Raw genomic sequence first — 19,023 nt, 5'->3', positions numbered from 1 at the left:
TTGGGGGTAAAATTTAATTCTTTAAAATAATAAAAATTTCAACTAATTGCTTTTCGAGCTCCAACAACAGATCTTTCAGATCCTCCTGACCCTTATTGTTTTCTATTTGATGAAGTAAGTGACTATCTGCCCCTACTACTCCAAAGGAGCCTTTAAGCTTATGAGCTTCCTGAGATAATTCCTTCCACTGGAAATTTTGGAAATGCTCCTGCATCTTGTGCAGAGATTTCTGTGAATTTTCCATAAATAATTGGATCATTTCCTGCTGAAATTCCAAATTGCCGCCAGACATTTGCTCCAGGTGCTCAAGGGAAATACCAGAATAGGCCTGGATTCTTCGTACAGAAAGCTTTTCCTGTTTATATTTAAAGATCCACCTGCCAATGATCTCAAAGAGTTCTGCTTTATTAAAAGGCTTTGAAAGGTAATCATTCATTCCTTCCTTGAGGCATCTCTCCCTTTCAATATTGATAAAATTGGCTGTAAGAGCCACAATTGGCACTGAGGATTTTATCTTCTCCCGAATGATCCTGGTAGTTTCTTTTCCGTCCTGCCGTGGCATTTGGAGATCCATCAACACCAGGTCATATTCACTTCTTTTGAACAGCGCGATCGCTTTTATACCGTCACCTGCAATATCCACTTTATAGTGCTTCTCTTTTAAGATCGCTTCTATAAGGCGTTGATTTAGCTCATTGTCCTCGCACAATAGAATTCTACCTGTAGCAAGATCCAAGCTTTTATCTTCGGTTTCCTCGTGCAGTACCTCTTCTGGAACCTCGCCGGCTGCATAGGGTATTGAAAAGGTGAATTTTGATCCCTTTCCTTCCGTACTTGTTACAGTCATTGTTCCATGTTGTCGCTCGACGAGCTGCCTGGAAATGTTAAGCCCTAAACCTGTACCTCCGTACTTTCTGGAGATACTTTCATCTGCCTGGGAAAACCGCTGAAAAATACGTTCCAGCTTATCTTCGGGAATACCCATTCCTGTATCCCGGACTTCAAAATGTACCATAAAGGTGGCGTCCTCAATTTCTTCCGCAGAGATCACCAGGTCTACGCTGCCCTTTAAAGTGAATTTTAAGGCATTTCCTAAAAGATTGAGAAGGACCTGAGAAAGCCTGTTGCTATCTCCTATTAAAAATTCGGGTACTTCGGGTGCAATTTCATATGATAGCTTGAGCTGCTTTTGCTTGGCTTTTAAATGCAGAATTGAAAAGACATTTTGAACCACCTGCCGTACGCTGAAATTCGAAAGATGCATCTGTATGATCCCGGCTTCGATCTTGGAGAGATCCAGAATATCATTGATGATGAACAGGAGACTATCTCCAGCCGTTTTGACAGATTTTAAATAGGAAAGCTTTTGGGGCTCTGTTTCCTGTTCTAAAAGTAATTCAGTAAAACCCAGAACGGCATGGATTGGCGTTCTTATTTCATGGCTTACATTGGCAATAAAACTATCTTTTTGCCTGTTAAGGGATTCGGCTGCAAGTTTTGCTTCCTGCAGGGCTTTTTCAGCCTCAATTTCCAGGGTAATATCCTGCGCGATCTTGATCACCTTATTAACACTTCCGTCAGGAGATTTTATAGGATTATAGGTCGCTTGCATCCAAACTTCCTGCCCACTCTTTCTAATTCGTTTGAATCTCCCGGCTTTATAATCTCCATTCTGGAGAGCCTGCCAAAATTTGTCACTTTTGACACCCTGGTCACCATCCAGCAACATGGAGTGATGCTGCCCCAAAAGTTCTTCTTCACTATATCCTGTGAAACTTCTGAAAATAGAATTTGTGGAAAGAATGTACCCTTCAGGTGAGAATTCAACTACGCTATTAGATCGTTTAATGGATTCCAGTAAATGCTGATATTCATTTTCCTTCAGAATTAGTTTTTCTTCAGCCTGTTTGATCTTTTCGTTTAGGATGTACTGAAGTTCCTTAGTAAGTTCGCGGTTCTTTTTTCTCGCTTCCAGCAGCGTCATAACCTGCCGGGAAAGCAGCTTTAAAGAACTTTTTTGAGAGGCCGAAAGTTCTCTGGGCTTAATATCGGCAACACATACGGTACCTATGTTGTGACCATTTGGAGCTTGTAGCGAAATACCTGCATAATACCTTATCCCGTTTTCTGCCTTTACATGGGGATTTTCTCGCACCCGTTCATCCTTGAGTGCATCTGTGATTTCCAGGATCTCATTTTGCAGAAGGGTGTACTGGCAAATGGTTTCATTTTTTGGCAACTCTGTGGCATCCATTCCCACCTTGGCTTTATACCACTGGCGTTGATCATCAAGCATGGAAATGATCGCCACCGGCACCTCGCAAATGGCCGCAATAAGTTGTGCTAATTCCTGAAATTCTTCTTCGGGTTCAGAATCAAGGATCCCGTAAGACAGCAGGGTCTTGAGTCTTTTAATCTCCTCGGAATCTGTTGTTTTCTTCACGGCTCAAAAGTAGGATAAAAAGAAACAGTTGCGAATAAATCCCATAAAGGTTTCGTGAATATTTGCCCCATTGCACTTCCTGTTCTGCTCGCATTTGCAGAAGCCAGACTTTTAATAATTGTCGTGCTATTCATTCAGATCATTTTTGCTAAAACTTCCTGCTGAATCTTTTCCAGGTAAGGGAGCTTTAAAGGCTTTGAAAGAAAATCCTTAACTGCAGTAAATTCCTTTGCTTTTGATGAAAAATCTTCAATTGAAGAAGTCAGCATGTAAATCCAGTATTGTTCCCTGACCTCCTTTGGCAGCTTTTCAAAGAGAATTAAAAACTCAAAGCCCGAGAGCGTCGGCATATTCACATCGAGAAACAGAATACAAATTTCATCCTGAAAGCCCGTTTCCTCAATAAAATTTAAGGCTTCGAGCGGATCTCTGAAAAGACTGATCCTCGCTTCCTTATCAAACCTCTGGATAGTGAAATTGCAAATTAAATTACTGGTCGAGTCATCATCGACTACCAGATAGTGATAATGTTTTTTCATTCTCTTCTCTTAGAACAAGCTTTTCTTTAAAAAAAATAGTAAAAGTAGTGCCCTCATTGACTTTACTTTCAATATTGATCTTCCCTCCTAACATTTCGACCTGGGTCTTGACCATAAAAAGCCCCATCCCTTTACCTTCCACATGGTGATGAAATCTTTTATACAAGTTGAAAACCTGATCTCCTCTTGATTCCAGGTCAATTCCCAAACCATTGTCTCTAAAGGATATCAAAAGAAACTCCCCCTTGGTAGTAGCATTGATCTCAATTACGGGGCGAGCCTCTGGTCTTCTGTATTTAATGCTATTGACAATTAGATTGTAAAATATACTGTAGAGGTAGGTTTTTACTGTGGTAATGACTGAATTTTTATCAAAATCACATATTATTTCAGCACTCTCCTCTTTAATGAGACGGGGAATACTTTCCTGAATCCCACGAACAAGTTCATACAAATTAATATTCTCCTTTTTCGCCTTGACATCTACCTTCGCCTGTAAGATACTATTGAGGTCTGTAATTACCGAATCCAGCCGTTCTACGTTCGTAAATATTTCTGAATAGAACTGTTCTTTTACCTCCTGCGGATATTCATCATGTTTTAATAGCTCGGCAAGACCGAGAATATTGGCCACCGGAGATCTCAGGTTATGTGAAACGATATATGAAAATTGCTCGAGACCCTTGTTTGCCGTTACTAACTCCCTGGTGTGGGCCCTAAGGCTTTTGTTTAGTTCCCGCAATTTGGCATTTGACTTTTTTCGCTGGGTCACGTCCTTAAAGAAGACCGAAAGACCTTCATTTGAAGGATATACCATAACCTCATACCAGGCAGAAGTTCTTTCAAAAAACGATTCAAAATGTCTTTTCCGCTTATCTGTCATCGTTGCTTCATAGTTCCGCTGAAAAGCCGTTCCCTCCGCGTCTGGAAAAACATGCCACAGAACTTTATTCAAAATTTCCTCTTTTGGACACCCCAGAAGCGTAGTGGCGTGTTTATTCCAATAGGTTACCTTCCAGTCTTGATCCACACCAAAAAAGGCATCCCCAATGCTATCAAGAAGCGTTTCCTTTTCCTGAGCAGCGCTAAGGATCTCCAGTTCTGCGCGTTTAATTTTGTCTATATCCTGAAAACTTCCGGTAATTCGTACGCATTGGCCATTTTCGAGCTCTGGCTCTCCCATTGCTCTAATCCAGACTTCACGACCCGATGCTGTTATGATTTCCAGCTCCTCATCAAAAGGGGTATGGTTTGCAATAGACATTTCCAGGACTTGCTTTACCCTCTCCCTATTGTGACCTTTTTTATAAAACTGAACTGCAGAATTCAAGTCGGGAATAAAATCTTCTTCTACTTCGTGGATAATTCGGGTCATAGGTGACCAGTAGAGATCGTCATTTTTCAAGTTAAGTTCAAAACTTCCAATACGAGATAATGTATTAGCTTTTTCAAGGAGGACCTCCAGCTTCTTTTTCTCTGTAATATCCTGAATTGCACCTACCATTCGGTATGCTTTACCCTCAGAGTTTCTGAGGATGGATCCTTTTTCAAGCACATTGGCAAATTCCCCATCCTTTTTTCTTAACCTGTATTCGGCGTACCACTTCGTATCTGTTCCATCAATTGCCTTTTTCAAGTTCTCGAGAATTCCAGGAGCATCTACAGGATGAACTATATTACCCCAGGCTTCTAATGTTCTGAGATTTTCTGGTTCATAACCAAACATATTTTTCAAGGTTTTTCCCCAGGATAGATTTCCGGTTCTCAGGTCCCAATCCCAGATCGCATCTGAAGTGGCTTCAGTAATTAGCTGATATCTCAGCTTACTGTCTTTAACCTGCTTTTCGGCTTTTACCCTTGCAGAAATATCTACTCCTACACATTGAATTTCTGAAGGTTCTCCAGCTGCATTCAGAAGACAAACAAAATCCCACAGCGTTGTGCGAATACCTTTCTTCTTGGGCTTATCTAATTCTATCTGAAATGCGGTACCAGGCTCCAACACGCAGCGTTGTATCATTTCCAACACCGATTTGTGATGGTATGGCATAATAGAAGAAAGAGCAGATTCTCCAAGTATCTCTTCTCCGCTATACAGCCATCCAAAATCCGAGCAAAACTTTTCATTACAGTAGGTATAGTTACCTTGCATGTTGGTGCGGATGAGGTAATTGCTCTGGGATTTTAAGATCCCCCGATATCTCGCCTCACTGATGGTCAATTTTTCGATAAATCTCTTATGGTCTGTGATATCCTGGACCGTTCGTTCTACTATGAAGGGTTTGTCATTCTGCCATCTTAGGATCCTCCCTTTTTCCAGGATCCATTTAACATCACCAGCAGGGGAAACGATGCGGTACTCCAGGTCGTGCGTCGCACCCTGGGAGATCGAATCCTCCTGAGCTTTTAAGAATTTTTCCAGATCTTCTGGGTGTATGGTTCCTTTGACTAATGTCCAGGACGGAGATTGATCAGTCTTTTCTAACTCCCAGATCCTGTACATCATCTCACTGAAAAAAAGCTTTTGCGAGGAAACATTCAAAGTCCAGTATCCCACTTTAGCGATTTCCTGAGCTGCAGTAAGTCTGGCTCTCTTCTGTTCCAGTCTTGCAATAGTTTTCTCTCGTTCACTAATATCCATACATGCCACAAGCCTGTAATTCTGATTTCCCTGTTCGAACCTGTACCCAAAAACTTCCACTTTTAGAAGGCTACCATCTTTTCGGCAATGGGAAAATTTTCCATGTCGCACTATTCGGCCAGCTTCGGTATTGTCGTTGAGATGTTTTTCCAGGTTAGGTATTTCTGCTGTTGGTCGTAACTGCAAAATATTGAGCTTCAGAAATTCCTCTCTAGTGTAACCGTAATTTGTTAAAGCCACTTCGTTCACGTCAATAATTTGAAGCGTATCCCGATCATAGATCCAATAAGGGATCGGACTTTGGTAAAACAGGGTTTTATAGCTCTCATGAGAAATCCGTAGCTGCTCCTCTACTTTCTTACGTTCCCCAATATCGCGCAGAATAATTATTGTCCTTAGCTCTCCCTGGGGATTTTGAAAAACAGAAGAAGTAAGTTCTACAGGAAATTTGAAACCACTCTTTTTAATAAAGTTAAGTTCTGTATGAGCCTTGCCCAATTTTTCTCGCTGCGAGATAGCATCCTTTAGTCGAGGATCGGTAAGGTCTACAATCCCAGAACGGCCTGCCTCACAAATTTCTGCCTCGGTCCTCTCCAGCATTTCACATGCTGCCGGATTAGCCGCCAGTATTGTCCCATCGGGTTTGGTCACTAATATGCCATCAAGACTATTCTCGTATACTGCTTTATATTGTTCCCCCAGCTCTCGCTGCTCAAGATCAACTGCATCTTCAAGATTATTCTTAGTTAAGGCCAAATTAGCTAATACAGGTAAGACACCAGAAAGATCTCCATTTGATTCACAGATCATAAGGGGAGACTTCCCGGTCTTTCCAAATGCTTTAAAAGCATCAAATGCTGAAACAGGTGATTCCAAATTACTAAGAATGACATCAGGTTCGAAGCCAGGAGCAGCCAGATTTAGGTCTTTATGCGAATAAACAAATCGCACATCATAATCACCTAATTTTTTTTCGTGGGCCTTATCGTTGAGGGATGCTTTCTTTATATAAAGAATGCGTAGAGATTTGTTCAAATTGGAGTCTGTTAGGGGCGTTAACTCTTAATTCTGAAATACTAAGATAAAATAAAGTTCTTTACTCTTAACATTTTATTAAGATTTCGGATGCAAAGTTATAAGATTATAATCAACAATCTAGACGTAATTTCGAAGCCCATTTTTTCAGCAGGTTCAAAAAGGGCATTTTCAAGAGGAGGCAAAATATATTTTTAAAATATGATTTCGGTCATGTTTTACAGTCGGCTGCTGCTGTTACTTTGTTTATTGATTAACAGGTGATTAAGAGCAGATGAAATCTTTAGAAAAAATTTTGAACCTCATTGAACAGGGAGATCCTATCCCGATCCTCGCAGATGAATCCCTGACAGAAAATTTTAATTTCCTGCTTCAACACGATCTAATTGAAATTCTGGATGCCCGGATAATTCTTACTCAAAAGGGAAAAATTGCGCGAGATAAAGGTTTTGGTAAAATGATGGAAGAACTCAAGGAGCAACAAGAGCTAAGCGTTTTTTCTCCAAGTGTGCAAAAAAAGGAATCCCGAATTTTAAATTTTTGTTTTGGGATTTGCGTCTCCTTTCTCTTCCTTTTCCTGGCTTTTAGCCTTACCGACTGCAGCATTACTTTTTAAAGATGATAAAGCTCAAAGACCGTCTTTCGGCCAAAGATCGTTGGGTATATGTAAGCCTGACACTGATGATGCTCACGCTTATTTATTTAAGCAATTTTTTTTGTCTCTGATTTTTCTCCCCTACAGAATTTCGGAGACGTGACCCCTTGCTGCGGCAGGGGTCTTTTTAATTATAAAAGTAAATTTTTGTGAAAAGAGGAAAATGGATCGATTTTTTGAGTTTCAGCCTGGAAACCTCTACAAAACAAAAAAGCCCTTCCCTCAAAGGGAAAAGCTTCTCATTGGTTTACTTCTAAACCCAGGTAAGTCAAAGACTTACCACAAACAACACAACTAATCTTTATTGCGAAAAAAAGCTCCCCGATGTGAGGAGCTTCTTTGCAATTTGCGGTCTGGACGAGACTCGAACTCGCGACCCCCTGCGTGACAGGCAGGTATTCTAACCAACTGAACTACCAGACCATTGCTTTATTGCGAGGGCAAATATACAGTACATTTTAAATTCCGCAAACCTTTTTTAAAATAATTTGGAACATTTTTTTAAGCCACTAAACAAACTTCTGCCGTTCAACGAGATATGTAGATAAAATCTTTTGAAAATCTTCATTAGTATCTGCTTGTACATACTTAATTCCATACTGTAGGCACTTCAACTGTAGGCGATCAAAGTATTCACTTACGGTTTTTCTATATCCCTCCTTCACATTCTCAGCATATAGATCTATCTTTTCGCCCGTTTCAACATCAGTAAATCTCTGTGGCGTGTTCCCAAATTCAAAGTCAAGCTCCCTTTTCCTATCCAAAACGTGAAACAGCACCAATTCATGCTTATTATATTTTAGGTGCCTTAGGGCGGTAAAGAGTTCCTCTTCTTCTACTTCCTCCTGAAAAAGATCTGAGAAAAAGAAGATCAAAGACCTACGCTTCATTTTTTCAGCAATTTGATGTAGGTAAGTATAAGTATTGGTAGGCGTGCGCTCTACCCGCTTCTTAAGTATATCTTCCAATTTATGTAGCAACATGCGGCGATGCCTTTCACTACCTTTTTCAGGAGCGTAATATTCGTACTGGTCACTGTATATACTTAATCCAACTGCATCTCTCTGTTTTTTTAAGATCTGCATCAAACAAGCCGTAGCAAGCACAGAAAAACCGATCTTGTTCAAATTAGAGAGGGCCTGATCCTTTTTCAGCGGAAAATGCATGGAGGCCGAATTATCAAGAATAACATGACAGCGTAAATTTGTTTCTTCCTCATATCGCTTGGTAAAAAGCTTATCTGTCTTGGCGAACAGCTTCCAGTCAATATGCCGGGTACTTTCACCAGAGTTATATACCTTATGCTCTGCAAATTCTGCAGAGAAGCCATGAAAGGGACTTCTATGCATTCCTGAAATAAAACCCTCTACTATTTGAGTAGCTAGTAACTCCAGATTGGCAAATCCGCCGACACGATGTATCTCCTGCTCTAGTTGCATTTCAAAAATTTAATCTCTGAATATACAGATTAATCCATAAAAAAAGTCCGGCACAAACCGGACTTTCTACTATTGTCTGAAACTGCACTATAGCAACTGATCTAGTGCTTCTGCATATGTATTTTTTGGCGCAACACCAACCTGTCTTCCCACTACTTCTCCATTTTTAAAGATAAGTACGGTAGGTATATTTCTTACACCATATTTCGCAGCAAATTCCTGGTTAGCATCTACATCTAACTTCCCTACTACTGCTTTTCCTTCATATTCTTTACTAATATCATCAATGATGGGACCCACCATTCTACAAGGTCCACACCAGGCTGCCCAAAAGTCTACCATTACAGGTTTGTCGCTTTTCAGCACTTTTTCTTCGAAAGTCGCGTCTGTTATCTCTAAAGCCATTTTTTTCTCTTTAAGTTCTTAATTTTTGTATGGGTAAAAATAAACAAAAATCTATCCAATGTTATTACCAGGGATATTAGATTTGGCTATAACCTCATTATCAGCACCTATTCACCTAATAGAACTTCTTAATTGAAGGAATTTTCTTACAACAATTAAGAGGTTTCCGGTTTCTGCCGAAGATTTTCGGAAGTCATCGTTTTGTAGCCATCTAAATGAAATTATCTCCCTGTTCTTTAGTAAATTTATTACGTAAGTAATTCAAAATCACTAAATATTCAACACATTTACCCCTAAAAATTTATTACAATGACAGCATTATCCCAGCTTTGGAAAAATCAGACTACTGGTTTCTCACTTGTTCAAAAAGCTATTTTAGGACTCATTATTTCTTTTATCCTTATTACAGCTATTTCTGCCCTCGTACTTGTTTATTTAGAATTAACTAAATAGACTCTTACGTATCCAACATAAAAAATCCGGATCAAGTCCGGATTTTTTATTTTCGCTTTAGCCTAAGCACAACAGGATTTTCTATCCCTAATTCAGTTTATACAAAACCTGCTGTTCCTCCAGGGCATTGAGCAGCTCTTGTGAGATTTTCACCTTCTGTTTTCTGCTTGGCATATGTAATTTTATTCGCTCTTTCATCTCATAAACCACAAAATTCAATCGGTTCTCCCCGCTATGACTTCTGAAAATGTCTTCTAAGGCAAGGATCTTTTCCTCCTGAAGCTCATCAATATTCAGTTGGATAGTCAGTTTTTTCGCATAAGTCTCCATCACATCATGCAATAGCTGAATATTATTGAACTGCATTCTAGGTTCTCCTTTCTTTCCAGTATTCCTGTCTGGATATCCTTCCCTTACAAATATTTTGGCGTGAATAAAGGAGTTTGGTACCAGGAAGTGGCGGTATTTCAAGTATTCTTCTTTGTATAGTCTGAATTCGAAGGAACTGGTATAATCTTCTACCACAAAACTCGCCCAACCCTGACCATTTTTGCTTACCCTATGCTGCACATCACTTATCACACCTCCAAAAGTAAGCTCCTTGTTCACGATATCATTCAAATCTTCAAAGTCAGCAAGAATTGCATTACAGAAACATTTCATTTCAGTTCTGAAATCATCTAATGGATGTCCGGAAATATAAATGCCCACTACCTCTCTTTCCCGTTTCAGCTTCTCCATAGTTCCCCATTCTTCACATGGTGGAACTACTGGTTCCGGGATCTGCACTTCGCTGGCATCACCAAACAAGCTCACCTGTGCCGAATTTTCATTTTCCTGGAATTTGGCTGCATACTTTATAGCTTTTTCCAGGAAGGTGATCCCATCTCCTTCGTCATGAAAATATTGTGCTCTGTGAGTATCTCCGAAACTGTCAAATCCTCCTGCCAGAGCCAGATTTTCAAAAGCTTTTTTATTGGCTGCCCTAAGGTCAATTCGCTTAGCCATGTCGAAAATGGATCTGTAATGCCCCTTTTCCTTTCTGTTGTCCACAATGGTCGCGACCGCTCCAGCACCAACACCTTTGATTGCACCCATTCCAAACCGAACCGCATTCTCCTTGTTAACCGAAAATTTATAGTAGGATTCGTTGACATCTGGACCAAGAACATTCAGCTTCATACGTTTACACTCTTCCATGAAAAATGTCACCTGCTTTATATCGTTCATGTTATTCGACAGCACTGCCGCCATATATTCCGCAGGATAATGCGCCTTTAAATAAGCTGTTTGATAAGCGATCCAGGCATAACATGTAGAGTGAGATTTGTTAAAGGCATAAGAAGCAAAAGCCTCCCAGTCTTTCCAAATTTTTTCAAGTACTTCCCGCGGGTGACCATTTGCCTCCCCGCCATCTAAAAATTTTGGTTTTAATTCTTCAAGTAATGAGAAGATCTTTTTTCCCATGGCCTTCCGGAGCACATCGGCTTCACCCTTTGTAAAACTGGCCAGCTTCTGCGACAAAAGCATCACCTGCTCCTGGTATACTGTGATTCCGTAGGTTTCTTTAAGATACTCCTCCATGGCAGGCAGATCATAAACGATCTCCTCATCCCCGTGCTTCCTTGCAATAAAGCTAGGAATATATTCCATTGGCCCCGGCCTGTATAATGCATTCATCGCAATAAGATCATCAAAGACCGTAGGCTTGAGATCCTTCATGTGCTTCTGCATCCCCGGAGATTCATACTGGAAGATCCCCACTGTTTCTCCACGCTGGAAAAGTTCATAAGTCTTTTCATCATCTAATGGAAAATTGTCTGGATCGAGATCAATGTCATGACGCCCCTTTACAATCTTTACAGTATCCTTTATAAGCGTGAGGGTCTTAAGACCCAGGAAATCCATCTTTAGAAGTCCGGCGCTTTCAACTACAGAGTTGTCGAATTGGGTGACGTACAGCTCTGAATCTTTTGCGACAGCTACCGGAACAAAGTTGGTGATATCACTGGGAGTAATGATCACACCACAGGCATGGATACCTGTATTTCTCACCGAGCCTTCCAGGATTCGTGCTTGATTGATGGTTTGCGCCTCCAGGTCATCTCCTTCAGAAATATTAAGGAGCTCATTTACTTTATCAAGTTCTTCACTTCTAAAGCTGCTTCGCAGTTCCTTTTCATCCATTCCGAAGATCTTAGAGAGCTTGGTATTAGGAATCAGTTTCGCGATCCTGTCGGCTTCATTTAAAGGAAGATCGAGCACCCTCGCTGTATCTCTAATAGAAGACTTTGCTGCCATGGTGCCATAGGTAATGATCTGCGCCACCTGGTTAGCTCCATACTTCTTGATCACGTAATCCATTACGCGGCTTCGACCTTCGTCATCAAAGTCGATATCAATATCGGGCATACTCACCCTGTCGGGATTCAGGAATCTCTCAAAAAGCAGGTCATACTTAATAGGATCAATATTGGTGATCCCAAGACAGTAAGCCACGGCACTACCGGCTGCAGATCCCCTTCCGGGGCCAACCGAAACATCCATATTCCGGGCCTCCCGAATGAAATCTTCCACGATAAGGAAATATCCCGGATAGCCGGTATTTTCAATTACCGAAAGCTCAAAGTCAAGACGCTCTTTGATCGAAGGTGTTATTTCACCATAGCGTTCTTTCGCCCCAACAAACGTTATATGTTTTAAATATGCATTTTCCCCTCTTTTGCCGCCATCAAGCGCATCTTCGGCCACCACAAATTCTTCCGGAATAGTAAACGCAGGTAAGAGTACATCTCTTGCCAGTTCATAAGGTTCTATTTTATCCACTACCTCCTGCACATTCGAAATAGCTTCCGGCAGGTCCTTGAACAGCGCTTTCATTTCGTCGCCGCTCTTAAAGTAATATTCATTATTGGGTAGTCCATACCTGTAACCACGCCCGCGCCCAATTGGAGTTGCCTGCTTCTCGCCGTCCTTTACACACAGGAGAATATCATGAGCATTCGCATCTTCCTGCGCACAATAATAGGTGTTATTGGTTGCGACAAGTTTTACTTCATGCTTCCTGGCCAGCTCAACCAGCACAGGATTCACCCTGTCCTCATCTTCCTGGTTATGCCTCATCACTTCCACATAAAGATCCTCACCAAACTGCGCCTTCCACCATATAAGAGCTTCTTCGGCCTGATTTTCCCCAACATTCAATATTTTCCCCGGCACCTCCCCGTAAAGGTTTCCGGTAAGCACAATAATATCTTCCTTGTATTGCTGTATCACCTCGCGGTCAATCCTGGGGACGTAATAAAATCCTTCGGTATATGCGATAGATGACATTTTTGCCAGGTTGTGGTAACCTTTCTTATTTTTTGCCAGCAACACCACCTGGTATCCATTATCTTTCCTGCTCTTATCCTTGCGGTTTTCACACACAAAGAACTCGCATCCCACGATAGCCTTGAGCTCACGTGCAGTGGCAGGTTCATTATTTTCGGTTGCAGCGGCGTTTTTTGACTTAACACTTTTATTGTAGGCGCCCACCTCTTTCACAAAATGGAAAGCACCCATCATATTTGCATGATCTGTAAGCGCCACAGCAGGCATACTTTGTTTCGCAGCTGCATCTACAAGATCCTTGATACTTATAGTAGATTGCAAAATGGAGAACTGGCTGTGGTTGTGAAGATGAGAAAATGCTACCTCATCTAGTTTCTCAAGGTTCTCCTTAATTTCTTCGGAAGAAATTCCTTTATCCTCTTTCTTCTGAAGTCTTTTTCTTATTTCTTCTGAAGCTTTCTTCAGGTTGATGTGCTTCAATCCTATAAGCTGAATAGGCTGCGGATTTACTTCTGAAAAATTTTCAAAATAATCTGGCTTCACATCCAGCTCTTCCGAAGTGAATACTCTTTTCCTGATGAGTTCAAGAAAACAGCGGGTCGTAGCCTCTACATCGGCAGTTGCGTTATGAGCTTCAGCAAAAGGTTCATGAAAAAGGAATTCGTGCAATTCGGTCAACGTAGGTAACTTGAACTTTCCTCCTCTTCCGCCGGGAATACAACAAAGCTGGGCAGTTACTTCTGTACAGGTATCCAGCACTGGGAGTTTCAGCAATTTATTCTCTATTTGCAGCCTGTGAAATTCGGCTCCCATGATGTTGACATCAAAACCAACATTCTGGCCTACAACAAATTGCGAACGGGAAAGAGCTATATTGAACTTCTCCAAAACCTCTTTTAAAGTGATCCCATCTTCCTGGGCAAGCTCTGTAGAGATTCCGTGCACCTTCTCTGCGTCATAAGGAATATTAAAACCTTCGGGCTGCACCAAATAATCCTGATGCTCCACTACCCGCCCCATGTCATCGTGTAACTGCCATGCGATCTGTATACATCTGGGCCAGTTGTCGCTATCGGTTAGAGGAGCATCCCACCGCTTGGGAAGTCCAGTAGTTTCTGTATCAAAAATGAGGTACATAAATGCTATTTTAGAGACTTAAGCATTGATCTTCAGGACCAATGAAAGTAAATCGAAAAAAATTAAGAAGGTAAAAATAAGTATAATTAAAGGTTCCGGAAGGGAAAGTTTTCAGGATTTATTAACGAAAAAAAACAGGTTCCAAAAATGTCATTTTTGGAACCTGTTTCTATTTACATCCGTAGTTTTTCCAGATACATCAATCAAATGCCTCTTCCAGGCCTTTGACCTCGTTCAAGGTGCGTTCAATAGCATTTCGTTGCTTTATAAGGAGATTTACAGTAGAGGGTGGAAGCTCGGCATTATTGATGATCTTATTATAATCTTCTACAGCGACCTTTTCCCCTCTTATAGCTTCTTCAAGTACAGCTTCTTCATTATCTGAAGAAAATGCGGTCTTTAGATCCATCCAGGCCCTGTGTGCGTCTCCTTTCAAACTTGTTCCTTTGTCCGGATCTTCTCCAAGGTTTCTTATTTCACTCTTAAGCTCGTGGCCAAAATCATACCGCTGCTGCGCCTTTTGTTCAAAATAGGATTTTAGCCTGCTGTTTTTTACATCTTCAGCAGCATTCTTAAATCCTTTCTCGGAATCGTAATTCTTTTCCAGCAACTCATTGAGCTGCTCTGCCATTTCTTTTGTTGTACTCATAATGATTTTTTTCGTTAGCAATTTTTTTCTCTTTCACCCCTAATATAGTACGCTTCATACAACTTAACCTCATGTTTAACAGGGTTTAGCAAATCTTTACGAAGTGAATAGTACAAAGAAAAATCCCGCAGTAGTTGAAGCACGATATTTTTTTATAACTCCTTAATTTACAATCAAAAATAATAGTATCTTTGCCCCCTCATTAATAACCGGGGTCGGGAACCCCACAAATTAATTTTTATGCCTGTAAAGATCAGATTACAAAGACACGGTAAAAAAGGAAAGCCTTTTTTCTGGATCGTTGCTGCGGACTCACGCGCAAAAAGAGATGGTAGATTTCTTGAAAAACTAGGAATTTACAATCCAACCACCAATCCTGCAACTATTGAGATCAATGTTGACAAGTCTGTACAATGGTTACAGAATGGTGCACAGCCTACAGAGACTGCAAAAGCTATCCTGTCTTACAAAGGAGTACTTCTTAAAAATCACCTTGCTGGTGGTGTAAGAAAAGGCGCTTTGACTCAAGAACAAGCAGATGAGAAATTCAATGCATGGGTTGAAGAAAAAGAGGGTAAAGTTGATGCTAAGAAAGAGAACTTAAGCAAAGAGCAGCAAGCTGCCCGTGCTAAAGCTCTTGAAGCTGAAAAAGAAGTGAACGCAAAACGTGAAGCCGAAGCTGCTGCCGCTGCACAACCTGAAGTTGAGGAAACTACCGAAGACCAGGAAGCTGCTGCTGCAAATGAAGTGGATGACGCTACTGCTGCTGAAGCAAACGCTGAAGAAAAACAAGACCAGACTGGTTCTTAAATTTTCATTCTAACGAGCAATGACAAAGGAAGAGTGTTTCTATCTTGGCAGGATCGTTAGTAAATTCAGTTTTAAGGGGGAGGTATTGATCAAACTCGATACCGATGAACCCGAAAGTTATTTAGAAATGGAATCAGTTTTTGTCGAATATGACAATAATCTGGTTCCATTTTTTATTGAAAGAAGCTCTCTCCAAAAAAGTAGTCTGTTAAGGGTGAAATTTGAAGAAGTAGATTCTGAAGAGGACGCCGAAGACCTGATGAAATGCGATCTTTACCTGCCGCTCAATCTGCTACCCGAGCTCGGCGAAGAACAATTCTACTTCCATGAGATCATAGGTTTTACTGTTGAAGATGCAAATTACGGTACCGTTGGCACCCTCACCGGAATTAACGATACCACTACCCAGGCCCTTTTCGAGATCGAAAAGAACGGCAAACAGGTACTTATCCCCATGAATGACCAGTTCCTGGAAAAAGTGGATAAAAAGAACAAAACGATCTTTGTGAAAACTCCGGAGGGATTGATCGATTTATATCTTTAAGAATTCAACGTTTTAGGTTTAAAGTTCAAGGTTCAAAATCCCTTTTTTAACCTTTCTCAATACACACCACTAAATTCTCGATATTATTTTTAGGTTTAAAAAATTTTCTATACAGCAGGATCGCACAGCCATGAAAGTCGGCACCGACGGAGTACTACTTGGCGCCTGGACATCTCTTGCACATGACCCCTCTTCTATCTTGGACGTTGGTACCGGCACGGGAGTTATAGCGCTTATGCTGGCGCAACGCAGTAGCGCAGAACTCATTGATGCGCTGGAAATAGATGAAGATGCCTACGAACAGGCAGTGGAGAATTTTGAGAACAGCGACTGGGGCGACAGGTTATTTTGTTATCACGCAGCCTTTGATGAGTTTGTCGAGGAGATGCAGGATGAAGGAATGGAAGAAGAAGAAGAAAAGTATGACCTTATAATTTCGAATCCGCCGTTTTACTCAGCCGATTATTCTTCAGGAGATGCGAAGCGGGATCAGGCAAGGTTTGCAGAGGCGCTGCCGTTCAAAGAATTATTGGAAGGTGTTTCCCTACTCCTCTCAAAAAGGGGAAAATTCAGCCTTGTTCTTCCCATTTCAGAAGAGAAGAAATTTCTCTCCCTCGCGTCAAACTTCGATCTTTTTCCACAACGAATCACACGTGTAAAAGGAACCCCCGATTCTCCGGTAAAAAGATGTCTGCTGGAATTGTCATTTTTGGAAGGTGAGCCAATTGAAGATGTGTTGGTAATAGAAACCGCGAGACATCAATACACCCCGGAATACACCGACCTGGTGAAGGATTTTTATTTGAAGATGTAGGAGAATATTTACCAACCCTTTCAGGGTTTGAAACCCTGAAAGGGTTCACAATTCTGTATAAAATTATTAATACCCTGAAATAAATTCAGGGTGACGCACTCCTGTAGTCCTTTCTATAACTCCCTGTGCTATTCGTCATGCTGAACTTGTTTCAGCATCTTCTTGTTTTTTCCCTCCTGATTTCTGGTTTTTTTATTAGAAAGAAGCGCCCTTAATCTTCTTTTCCCACTATCTTTTAATTTTTGATTGCTTAAATTTACTCTTCCAGACAAATAACAAACAAACCCACAATGAAAGCAGACCAATTTCAGGCTCCAGATTACTATAATCTTGACGAATTACTCAGTGATGAACATAAAATGGTACGCGACGCTTCCCGCGAATGGGTGAAGCGTGAAGTATCTCCCATTATAGAAGAAGCGGCTCAAAAAGCCGAATTTCCGAAGCAACTAATAAATGGCCTGGCAGAGATCGGTGCTTTTGGCCCTTACATTCCTGAAGAATATGGCGGCGCCGGATTAGACCAGATCTCCTACGGCCTAATCATGCAGGAAATTGAGCGTGGTGACAGTGGTGTTCGATCCACAGCTTCAGTGCAGTCATCATTAGTAATGTATCCTATTTTCAAATATGGAACTGAGGAGCAGAAGAAAAAATATCTTCCGAAGCTCGCTTCAGGAGAAATGATAGGCTGCTTTGGATTGACCGAGCCCGATCACGGCTCTAATCCCGGGGGAATGACCACAAATTTCAAAGACAAAGGAGATCACTACCTGCTTAACGGCGCAAAAATGTGGATCTCTAATGCACCTTTTGCCGACATTGCAATTGTATGGGCAAAGAATGAAGAAGGTCGCATTCACGGTCTTATCGTGGAACGTGGAATGGAAGGCTTTTCAACTCCTGAAACCCACAACAAATGGTCTTTGCGCGCAAGTGCAACCGGGGAACTTGTGTTTAACAATGTAAAAGTTCCGAAGGAAAACCTAATGCCCGAAAAAAGCGGATTGGGAGCTCCTCTTGGTTGTCTAGACTCAGCCCGCTACGGAATTGCCTGGGGCGCAATTGGTGCTGCGATGGACTGCTATGACACGGCCTTACGTTATGCGAAAGAACGAGAGCAATTTGGCAAACCTATAGCGAGTTTCCAGCTGCAGCAAAAGAAACTGGCCGAGATGATCACCGAGATCACTAAAGCGCAGTTACTTGCCTGGAGATTGGGTGTAATGAGGAATGAAGGTACTGCAACCTCTGCCCAGATATCGATGGCAAAAAGAAATAACGTGGCCATGGCAATAAACATTGCCCGGGAAGCGAGACAAATATTAGGTGGTATGGGAATTACCGGCGAATACAGCATCATGCGTCACTCGATGAACCTGGAAAGTGTGATCACCTATGAAGGCACTCATGATATTCACCTGTTGATCACCGGCTTGGATATTACAGGTATTCCGGCTTTCGAATAAAAACATAAGACCTCACAGGTTTTGAAAACCTGTGAGGTCTATAAAAGAAACAGATCTAGAAATCTAAATCAAAACAAGGGCAACGCTTGCAGCGTTTGCCCTTTTTATATTTTTCACAGCATTCGCTTTTAAGCTCAACCGGCTTTTTGGAGATGACTCCATCCAGCTTAAGATAGTCTTTCGACTTATTTGAATAAAAAACGATCACATTGAGGTTCATCCTGCTTTGAATTTACATACCCTCCAAAAAGGGCAAAAACTGAACCCTTTTTTGGCTAGTCTGCGTTAAAGGGAGCGATTTTTACTTCAAGACCCTCCAGTTCTTTTTCCATAGGAATCTGGCAGCTTAAGCGACTGTTTTCCTGCACAAAGAATGCCTGGTCGAGCATATCTTCCTCCTCATAAGATTTCTCCGGAAGTAAATGATCTTTATTCAGCATATAACATTGGCAGGAAGCACACATGGCCATTCCGCCGCAAATGCCAATAGTACCTTCTGGTGCCAGTTCGTGCAGACGAATCACCTCCATCAAGTTCATGTTCATATCTGTAGGTGCATCTACAAGATGCGCCTCTCCTTCGCGGTCAATAATGGTGATCTTTATATCTGACATATCGAAACAGATGACATCACAGGTTTTTGAAACCTGTGAGGTC

Annotated in this window: 14 protein-coding genes and 1 tRNA gene; 6 read left to right on the top strand and 9 right to left on the bottom strand. The window is 41.3% G+C overall.

Going from position 1 to position 19,023, the window contains the following annotated elements; all coding sequences use genetic code 11:
• Window positions 1–13 precede the first annotated feature (13 nt).
• The 3 genes from HC175_RS08965 to HC175_RS08955 all read right to left on the bottom strand — a co-directional run bounded on the left by HC175_RS08965 (window position 14) and on the right by HC175_RS08955 (window position 6,658).
• Window positions 14–2,443 carry an ATP-binding protein gene (locus HC175_RS08965; RefSeq protein WP_168138147.1) on the bottom strand — a complete coding sequence of 810 codons (2,430 nt, stop codon included), beginning with the start codon at window positions 2,441–2,443 and terminating at the stop codon, window positions 14–16.
• Window positions 2,444–2,577: 134 nt separating this feature from the next.
• Window positions 2,578–2,982: a response regulator gene (locus HC175_RS08960; protein WP_168138146.1), complete on the bottom strand. Its 405-nt coding sequence runs from the start codon at window positions 2,980–2,982 to the stop codon at window positions 2,578–2,580.
• Window positions 2,948–6,658, bottom strand: coding sequence for a PAS domain S-box protein (locus tag HC175_RS08955; RefSeq protein ID WP_168138145.1), 3,711 nt, complete (start codon window positions 6,656–6,658; stop codon window positions 2,948–2,950). Before HC175_RS08955 ends, HC175_RS08960 begins: the two co-directional genes overlap by 35 nt.
• Window positions 6,659–6,932: 274 nt before the next feature.
• On the opposite strand from HC175_RS08955, the gene HC175_RS08950 reads away from it, so the two are divergent.
• Window positions 6,933–7,274: a hypothetical protein gene (locus tag HC175_RS08950; protein WP_168138144.1), complete on the top strand. Its 342-nt coding sequence runs from the start codon at window positions 6,933–6,935 to the stop codon at window positions 7,272–7,274.
• Window positions 7,275–7,662: 388 nt separating this feature from the next.
• Here the strand turns inward: HC175_RS08950 and HC175_RS08945 are convergent.
• The 3 genes from HC175_RS08945 to trxA all read right to left on the bottom strand — a co-directional run bounded on the left by HC175_RS08945 (window position 7,663) and on the right by trxA (window position 9,157).
• A tRNA-Asp gene (locus HC175_RS08945) sits at window positions 7,663–7,736 on the bottom strand.
• 86 nt (window positions 7,737–7,822) lie between these two features.
• Window positions 7,823–8,752 (bottom strand): DUF58 domain-containing protein, encoded by a 930-nt coding sequence (locus tag HC175_RS08940; RefSeq protein ID WP_168138143.1) that lies wholly within the window; start codon window positions 8,750–8,752, stop codon window positions 7,823–7,825.
• Between the two features lie 87 nt (window positions 8,753–8,839).
• Window positions 8,840–9,157 carry a thioredoxin gene (gene trxA / locus HC175_RS08935; protein WP_029034062.1) on the bottom strand — a complete coding sequence of 106 codons (318 nt, stop codon included), beginning with the start codon at window positions 9,155–9,157 and terminating at the stop codon, window positions 8,840–8,842.
• A gap of 309 nt (window positions 9,158–9,466) precedes the next feature.
• On the opposite strand from trxA, the gene HC175_RS08930 reads away from it, so the two are divergent.
• Entirely contained in the window at window positions 9,467–9,610 is a 144-nt protein-coding gene (locus tag HC175_RS08930) for a hypothetical protein (RefSeq protein ID WP_168138142.1), read from the top strand.
• Between the two features lie 87 nt (window positions 9,611–9,697).
• Here HC175_RS08930 and dnaE read toward each other — a convergent pair whose 3' ends face one another.
• Together dnaE and HC175_RS08920 are read right to left on the bottom strand one after the other, a co-directional pair.
• Entirely contained in the window at window positions 9,698–14,080 is a 4,383-nt protein-coding gene (gene dnaE, locus HC175_RS08925) for a DNA polymerase III subunit alpha (protein ID WP_168138141.1), read from the bottom strand.
• Between the two features lie 199 nt (window positions 14,081–14,279).
• Window positions 14,280–14,729, bottom strand: a complete 450-nt coding sequence (locus HC175_RS08920) for a ferritin-like domain-containing protein (RefSeq protein ID WP_168138140.1) — start codon at window positions 14,727–14,729, stop codon at window positions 14,280–14,282.
• 240 nt (window positions 14,730–14,969) lie between these two features.
• Here HC175_RS08920 and HC175_RS08915 point away from each other — a divergent pair, with 240 nt between their 5' ends.
• From HC175_RS08915 to HC175_RS08900, 4 genes are all read left to right on the top strand, one after another.
• On the top strand, window positions 14,970–15,539 hold the full coding sequence (locus HC175_RS08915) for a 30S ribosomal protein S16 (protein WP_168138139.1): 570 nt from the start codon (window positions 14,970–14,972) through the stop codon (window positions 15,537–15,539).
• A 19-nt stretch (window positions 15,540–15,558) separates the two neighbouring features.
• Window positions 15,559–16,083, top strand: a complete 525-nt coding sequence (gene rimM, locus HC175_RS08910; RefSeq protein ID WP_168138138.1) for a ribosome maturation factor RimM — start codon at window positions 15,559–15,561, stop codon at window positions 16,081–16,083.
• Between the two features lie 130 nt (window positions 16,084–16,213).
• On the top strand, window positions 16,214–16,897 hold the full coding sequence (locus HC175_RS08905; protein WP_168138137.1) for a tRNA1(Val) (adenine(37)-N6)-methyltransferase: 684 nt from the start codon (window positions 16,214–16,216) through the stop codon (window positions 16,895–16,897).
• Window positions 16,898–17,187: 290 nt separating this feature from the next.
• Window positions 17,188–18,366 carry an acyl-CoA dehydrogenase family protein gene (locus HC175_RS08900; protein ID WP_168138136.1) on the top strand — a complete coding sequence of 393 codons (1,179 nt, stop codon included), beginning with the start codon at window positions 17,188–17,190 and terminating at the stop codon, window positions 18,364–18,366.
• 275 nt (window positions 18,367–18,641) lie between these two features.
• On the opposite strand, the gene HC175_RS08895 is transcribed toward HC175_RS08900, so the two are convergent.
• Window positions 18,642–18,980: a 2Fe-2S iron-sulfur cluster-binding protein gene (locus HC175_RS08895; protein ID WP_168138135.1), complete on the bottom strand. Its 339-nt coding sequence runs from the start codon at window positions 18,978–18,980 to the stop codon at window positions 18,642–18,644.
• Between the last annotated feature and the right edge of the window lie 43 nt (window positions 18,981–19,023).

The organism is Salinimicrobium oceani, assembly GCF_012037645.1.
The sequence above is the reverse complement of the archived record's forward strand: the minus strand, read 5'-3'. Positions and strand labels throughout refer to the sequence as shown.

What these genes read in the sequence shown, in the direction of transcription:
- HC175_RS08960 (WP_168138146.1), bottom strand. Translation starts at nt 2,982, where the DNA reads ATGAAAAAACATTATCACTATCTGGTAGTCGATGATGACTCGACCAGT.
- HC175_RS08950 (WP_168138144.1), top strand. Translation starts at nt 6,933, where the DNA reads ATGAAATCTTTAGAAAAAATTTTGAACCTCATTGAACAGGGAGATCCT.
- HC175_RS08940 (WP_168138143.1), bottom strand. Translation starts at nt 8,752, where the DNA reads ATGCAACTAGAGCAGGAGATACATCGTGTCGGCGGATTTGCCAATCTG.
- trxA (WP_029034062.1), bottom strand. Translation starts at nt 9,157, where the DNA reads ATGGCTTTAGAGATAACAGACGCGACTTTCGAAGAAAAAGTGCTGAAA.
- HC175_RS08930 (WP_168138142.1), top strand. Translation starts at nt 9,467, where the DNA reads ATGACAGCATTATCCCAGCTTTGGAAAAATCAGACTACTGGTTTCTCA.
- dnaE (WP_168138141.1), bottom strand. Translation starts at nt 14,080, where the DNA reads ATGTACCTCATTTTTGATACAGAAACTACTGGACTTCCCAAGCGGTGG.
- HC175_RS08920 (WP_168138140.1), bottom strand. Translation starts at nt 14,729, where the DNA reads ATGAGTACAACAAAAGAAATGGCAGAGCAGCTCAATGAGTTGCTGGAA.
- HC175_RS08915 (WP_168138139.1), top strand. Translation starts at nt 14,970, where the DNA reads ATGCCTGTAAAGATCAGATTACAAAGACACGGTAAAAAAGGAAAGCCT.
- rimM (WP_168138138.1), top strand. Translation starts at nt 15,559, where the DNA reads ATGACAAAGGAAGAGTGTTTCTATCTTGGCAGGATCGTTAGTAAATTC.
- HC175_RS08905 (WP_168138137.1), top strand. Translation starts at nt 16,214, where the DNA reads ATGAAAGTCGGCACCGACGGAGTACTACTTGGCGCCTGGACATCTCTT.
- HC175_RS08900 (WP_168138136.1), top strand. Translation starts at nt 17,188, where the DNA reads ATGAAAGCAGACCAATTTCAGGCTCCAGATTACTATAATCTTGACGAA.
- HC175_RS08895 (WP_168138135.1), bottom strand. Translation starts at nt 18,980, where the DNA reads ATGTCAGATATAAAGATCACCATTATTGACCGCGAAGGAGAGGCGCAT.